This is a genomic window from Candidatus Methylomirabilota bacterium (assembly GCA_035260325.1).
In the GTDB taxonomy this organism is placed as follows: Bacteria; Methylomirabilota; Methylomirabilia; order Rokubacteriales; family CSP1-6; genus AR19.
This window is the reverse complement of record DATFVL010000072.1, coordinates 1-5,404: the sequence shown is the minus strand read 5'-3', so window position 1 is coordinate 5,404 and position 5,404 is coordinate 1. Positions and strand designations below refer to the sequence as shown.

General features: G+C 74.4%; 6 protein-coding genes. 2 read left to right on the top strand and 4 right to left on the bottom strand.

Features of this window, described 5'->3' with window-relative positions:
• Positions 1–165: 165 nt before the first annotated feature.
• Genes VKG64_05265 through VKG64_05250 form a run of 4 tightly spaced genes read right to left on the bottom strand, consistent with a single transcriptional unit; the run spans position 166 to position 3,827 of the window.
• A complete protein-coding gene (locus tag VKG64_05265; GenBank protein HKB24448.1) occupies positions 166–960 on the bottom strand; it encodes a beta-ketoacyl synthase N-terminal-like domain-containing protein in 795 nt (264 codons plus the stop codon).
• The gene (locus VKG64_05260) at positions 957–2,105 is read right to left on the bottom strand and encodes a beta-ketoacyl-[acyl-carrier-protein] synthase family protein (GenBank protein HKB24447.1); all 1,149 of its coding nucleotides are present in this window, start codon (positions 2,103–2,105) and stop codon (positions 957–959) included. Before VKG64_05260 ends, VKG64_05265 begins: the two co-directional genes overlap by 4 nt.
• Positions 2,106–2,115: 10 nt before the next feature.
• Entirely contained in the window at positions 2,116–3,042 is a 927-nt protein-coding gene (locus tag VKG64_05255) for a lysophospholipid acyltransferase family protein (GenBank protein ID HKB24446.1), read from the bottom strand.
• The gene (locus VKG64_05250; protein ID HKB24445.1) at positions 3,042–3,827 is read right to left on the bottom strand and encodes a hypothetical protein; all 786 of its coding nucleotides are present in this window, start codon (positions 3,825–3,827) and stop codon (positions 3,042–3,044) included. Before VKG64_05250 ends, VKG64_05255 begins: the two co-directional genes overlap by 1 nt.
• Positions 3,828–3,905: 78 nt before the next feature.
• On the opposite strand from VKG64_05250, the gene VKG64_05245 reads away from it, so the two are divergent.
• Together VKG64_05245 and VKG64_05240 are read left to right on the top strand one after the other, a co-directional pair.
• The gene (locus tag VKG64_05245; GenBank protein ID HKB24444.1) at positions 3,906–4,892 is read left to right on the top strand and encodes a hypothetical protein; all 987 of its coding nucleotides are present in this window, start codon (positions 3,906–3,908) and stop codon (positions 4,890–4,892) included.
• 331 nt (positions 4,893–5,223) lie between these two features.
• Positions 5,224–5,404 (top strand): hypothetical protein (locus VKG64_05240; GenBank protein ID HKB24443.1); only part of this gene is annotated, 181 nt, incomplete at its 3' end.

Sequence of the window (5,404 nt, the reverse complement as noted above, 5' to 3'; positions counted from 1 at the left end):
GACAGCTCGATGAAGTCGAGCGAGTCGAGACCGATCGAGCCCTCGACGCCCTTGGGCAGCGCCGTCTCCATCGTGGTCTCGCTGGCCCGCGTCGGGTCGAACTTGAGCCGCGCCGTCAGGATGGTCTTCAGCTCGTCGAGCACTTCCTTGGGTTCCATCGCCCTCCTAGTGTGCCTGAATCGCGAGCGCTGCGCGCCGGCCCCGCCACTCCCCGCTGAGCGTCACCGCGCCGGCCGGGCCCGCGGCGCGGGCGAGCGCCAGCCCCACGAGCGGCGCGCAGGCGAGCGTCTCGCCGGCCCGCGCCCGGGCAAGCGTCTCGAGGGCCGAGCGCCCGGGCGCCGGCGAGAGCGGTGTGTCGGCGTCCGCGGGAACGAGGAGCGCGCAGGCCGCCGACTCGACCAGCGGCCGCCCGGCGAGCCAGCGCGCCCGGGTCCAGAGCGCTTCGCACTCGGCGAACGTCTCGACCGCGAGAACGAGCGCCCGCCGGCACCGGCCACCGGCCAGGAGGCGCGTCGCCTGCCGGAGCGCGTCGAGCGTCGCCGCGGCCCCGCCGATCAGGATCGTGTACGCGCCGGTGAGCCCGAACTCGATCGCGACCTCCCCCGGCACCGCGCTCGGCGCCGTGTACGGGAAGTGCAACGCCCCCGGCTTTCCCCCGGCGCGAACGAACTCCAGGTTCGAGGCGCCGTACGCGGCCGCGGTGACGTAGACCAGCGCCGTGTCGCTGCCCCCGACGTCGGCGCGCGCGAGGCCGGCGTCGCGGAGCAGCGCCTCGACCGCCGCGACACCGAGCAGGCACTCGCGCGTGGCCCGCCTGAAGCGCTCGCCCGCGAGCGCCGGGCGCGCCAGCGCGACGATCCGCCGCCCGCCCGCGGAAGCCCGCGCGTCGGCGGGGAGCGCGGCGACGCCCTCGCCCCACCCGGTCAAGAGCCCGACGCCGGTGACGGCCGCGCCCCTCACGCGCCCGCCCCTTCCAGCACGAGCGCGGCGTTGCACCCACCAAAGCCGAGCGAGGTGCTGAGGCTCACGCGCGGCCGCGCCACGCGCGGCGCCGCGGCGACGTAGTCCAGATCGCAGCTGGGATCGCGCTCCTCGAGGCCGACCGTGTGCGGCACGACGCCTTCGCGCGAGGCGAGCAGGCACATGATGGCCTCCAGCGTCGCCGCCGCGCCCATCGTGTGGCCGAGCCCGCCCTTGATCGAGTTCATCGGGATCGCCGTGGCCCGCGGCCCCAGCACGCGCCGGAGCACCTCGGTCTCCACCCGGTCGTTCAACGGCGTCGCGGTCCCGTGAGCGCTCACGAAGTCCACGTCCGACGCCGCGACGCCCGCCTCGTCCATCGCCGCGCGGACCGCGAATTCGAGGCCCCGGCCGTCGGGCGCGGGCGCCGTCAGATGCGAGCCGTCGCTCGCGCTCGCGTGGCCGAGGAGGCGACCGAGCCGCGGGCCCCGCGCGTCGGCCTCGCGCGCCATCAGGACGAGGCCCGCGCCCTCCCCGAGCAGGAGCCCGCTGCGACGGCGGTCGAACGGCCGGACGCGCTCGCGGGTGAGCGAGCGGAGCGCGTCGAAGCCGCGCATGACGAAGCGGCAGAGGACGTCGTACCCGCCGGCCACGACGCGGTCGGCGGCGCCCTCGCGCAGAAGGTCGGCGGCGACGCCGAGCGCCGTCGCCCCCGACGCGCACGCCGTGGAGACGGTCAGCACCGGCCCGCGCGCGCCGAGCCGGCGCGCCAGCGCGTGCGCGGGGGCGTCGTAGAGCGCGCCCGCGGCCTGGCGCAGGGTGCCGCCGGGCTCGAGCGCGGCCTCGAGCTCCTCGACGCCGCCGAGCGCGGTGCCGACGACCACGGCGACGCGGCCGGCCGGCGCGTCGAGCGGCGCGCGCGCCACCAGGTCGTCCGCCGCGGCGAAGAGGAGCTGTGAGGCGCGGCACCCCGGACCCGGCGGCCGCCCCGCGCGGAGCTTCTTGATTTCGCCGCCGCGCCCCACGCGGAGGTCGTCCACGGGGAAGCGCTCGATCCGTGTGATGCCGTCGCTGCCCGTCACGAGCCCGGACCAGAAGGCGTCGAGATCGCCCCCGATCGGGGTGACGGCCCCCGCGGCCACGATGACGACGGGCTCAGCGCGCAGGGGCGCCGCCCCAGACGTCGAAGAAGTTGAACCACTGCTCGGGCTGGCGCCGCACGCGGTCTTCGAGCACCCGCACCCACGCCACGAGCGCCGCGGCCTCGCCCTCGGGGGCCACGCGGATCGGGGCGCCGAGCGTGACCGCGTAGCGCCGGTCGTCGCGCAGCGCGCAGAAGGCCGGCAGGAGCGGCGCGCCCGCGGCGCGCGCCAGCACGAACGGCCCGAGCGGGAACGCCGCGGGGGCGCCGAAGAACGGGAGCGCGAGGTCGCCGCGAGTGCCGAGCCCCCGGTCGCCCTGCATCGCGACCACCTCGTTGCGCCGCAGCGCCGCCAGCAGCGTCACCCCCGCGACCGGATGATCGCGCGTCACGAACCTGAGCGGTCCCCCGCCGCGGAGGAACGCCTCGACGCCGGGATCGGGCTCGGCGGCGACCAGCACGTGGGTCGGCCGGCGGAAGCGGCGCAGGAGGAGCCGGCCGGCGAGCTCCCAGTTCCCGAAGTGCGCCGTGAGGAAGATGACGCCGCGCCCGGCGGCGAGCGCGGCGTGGAGATGCTCCTCGCCCTCGACGCCTGCGAGCAGGGCGCCGGCCTCCCTGTCGGAGCGGTTCGCGGTGAGGAGATCGGCGAAGCACATGGCGAAGCAGCGGAACACCCGGCGCGCGAGGGCCCGGCGCTCCGCCGCGGTGAGGCCGGGCGCGATGCGCGCGAGGTTCGCGCGGACCACGGCGCGCTCGGCCGGGAACGGCGCCACCGCGGCGACCGCCGCCGCGAGCCCGAGCCGCGCGCGGCGCGGCAGGGCGCCGAGGACGCCCGCGCCGACCCGATAGACGGCCGCGCGGTTCCAGTCGTGGGCGTACCAGCGCGGCGGGGTGTCCGGAAGCGTGAGCGCGCCGGGCGGCGCGGCGGGCACGCGGGTCATCAGAGCAGCCGCGAGAAGTACATCCGGAAGACCCGGATGTCGCCGGGCTCGGTGTCGTAGACGTGCGTCGCCCAGAAGCGCCGGGTCGCGCGGCGCCAGGTGAGGACGCCGGGCTCGCTCGGGTCGTTCGGGTCCGAGACGCTGAAGTCGATGCCGGCGCCCGTGTCGTGCGCCGCGAACGCGACGACCGTGTGGTTCAGCTCGGGCTTCGGCCAGTTCGTGATCAGAAGCTGAACGAGGCGGCCCGCGCGGAGCTCCTCGACGATCTCGCGCGCGACGTTCTCCTGGTGGGCGCGCGTCACGACGAAGCCGACCCGCCAGTTCGTCCAGTGCGCCATCGTCCAGAACCGCCCGCCGAGCCCCTCCTTCACCGCCGACTCCTCGGCGCGCGAGAACTCGCGCAGGTCCGCGTAGCCGGGGATCGGCACGCGCTCCGCCGACGGCAGCGCCGGCTCCCAGGGCGCGCGCGCCGCGATGCGTCGCACGAGGGCCACGTAGCCCGCGTGGTCGCGCTTCGGCAGCGCCGGGTCGAACCGCGCGAACTGCTGGAACTGGCGGACGCCGCGCGCCAGCACGAAGCAATAGTTCGCGTAGAGGTCGTGGACGTCCGGGTGCCGCGCGCGGATCTCGTTGGGGAAGGCGAACGTGTCCGCGGCGAAGACGAAGGCCGGCGCGGTGACGTCGTCGCCCGCGGCGCCGTCGAGCGGCGGTACCCCGAGGGGGCCGATCGCGCACGCCCCCGTGAGGAGCGCCGCACCGAGCGCGAGCAGGACCCGCGAGTTCACGATGTGAATCAATGCCTTACCCTAAAGGCCCCGTCCCCCATCGTCAAGAACCGTGTGCTATTCTCGGGCGGTTTCCGCATGACGCGAGCCATCGGGGCCCTCTACCGCGTCCTCTACGACGGCCTGCTCTGCCGCCTTCCCGAGCCGACGGCGATCGCGCTCGGGCAGACGGCGCTCAAGCTCCTCCCGTGGGACCGCCTCGGCGCGTTCCGCCTCGAGGACCCGCGCCTCGCGGTGACGCTCGGCGGCGTGCGGCTGCCGAACGCGCTCATCCTCGCGGCGATGTACTACGACCCGCGCATCCTCCGGCGCGCGATGGGGCTCGGCTTCGGCGCCGTCACGGCGAAGTCCATCACGCGGCAGGCGCGGCCCGGCCATCCGCAGCCGAACCTGGTCCGCGTGCGGACCGCGGCCGGGCCCGGCCTCGTGAACTGCAACGGCTTTCAGAACCCAGGGCTCGAGGCTTTCCGTGCCCTGCTCGCGGGGCTGCCGCACCGCGTGCCGTTGATCGTGAGCGTCGCGGGCGAATCGGTGGACGATTACGTCGCGCTCGTCCAGGCGCTCGGCCCGCTCGGCGACCTGGTCGAGTTCAACATCTCCTCGCCCAACACGGCGCTCGTCTACGAGTGGAGCCGCCGGCCCGCGGAGCTGGTGACGCTCCTGCGGGCCGTGCGCGCGGCCACGGCGAAGCCCCTCATCGTCAAGCTCTCGCCCGACTTTGCGGACGCGAACGAGGCGCAGATCATCCCGGCCGCGCTCGAGGCCGGGATCCGCATCGTGAACTACGGCAACACACGCCGCGTGGACGAGCCGCGGCTGTCCCAGAGGATCGGCGGCCTCTCCGGACCGGAGATCTTCGCCCACACGCTCGCGAACCTGCGGCGGACGCGCGCGAAATTCGCCGGGCTCGAGATCATCGCCACCGGCGGCGTGGATTCGCCCGAAAAAGCCCTCGAGCTCCTCCGGGAAGGCGCGACCGCGGTCGGATATTTCACCGGATTCATCACGCGCGGCCCCATTCTCGCGCGGGAGATCCTCGAGCGGCTCCTCGCCGCGCGCACCTGAGCCGGCGGCGCGCCAAAAACTGCTCACAGCTTATCCACATGTCCACCGCTATCCACAGACGCCAAAATCACACGCCCTGGCGCGGTCTCGCGGGCAGGCTGGCGAATTGTGCCGGTCCATTCGTCCACGGAGGGCAGACCACGAAGTTTTCCCGATTACACGCGGTCCGCGCGCCATCGCATCGCCTCGCGCGGGCATTTCTAGCGGACAAAGGAGACCTTGACACGGAAATCGCGCCGCTCGTAAGTTTGGCAGGCAATGTTCTCAGACTTGGCTCAACCCGCTCTTCGGTCCCACCCGACCGGCGCAGTGTAGCGAGATAGAGGGCACAATGGACGGAAGCCGCAAGCCGCTCGCGAAGGTGGAAGGCCGTCGCCGCATGCGCCTCTCGGGCGTCACGGTCGCCTGGCGCGGAACGCCGAACCTCGACGATTGGGTGGCCTACATCGTCAACGGCACGCGCTCGAAGAAGCTCATCCTCGCCGACCACACGAGCGAGCGGCGGGTGAAGT

Excerpts from the sequence above, each read along its gene's own strand:
- VKG64_05245 (HKB24444.1), top strand. The coding sequence starts at position 3,906 with ATGACGCGAGCCATCGGGGCCCTCTACCGCGTCCTCTACGACGGCCTG.
- VKG64_05255 (HKB24446.1), bottom strand. The coding sequence starts at position 3,042 with ATGACCCGCGTGCCCGCCGCGCCGCCCGGCGCGCTCACGCTTCCGGAC.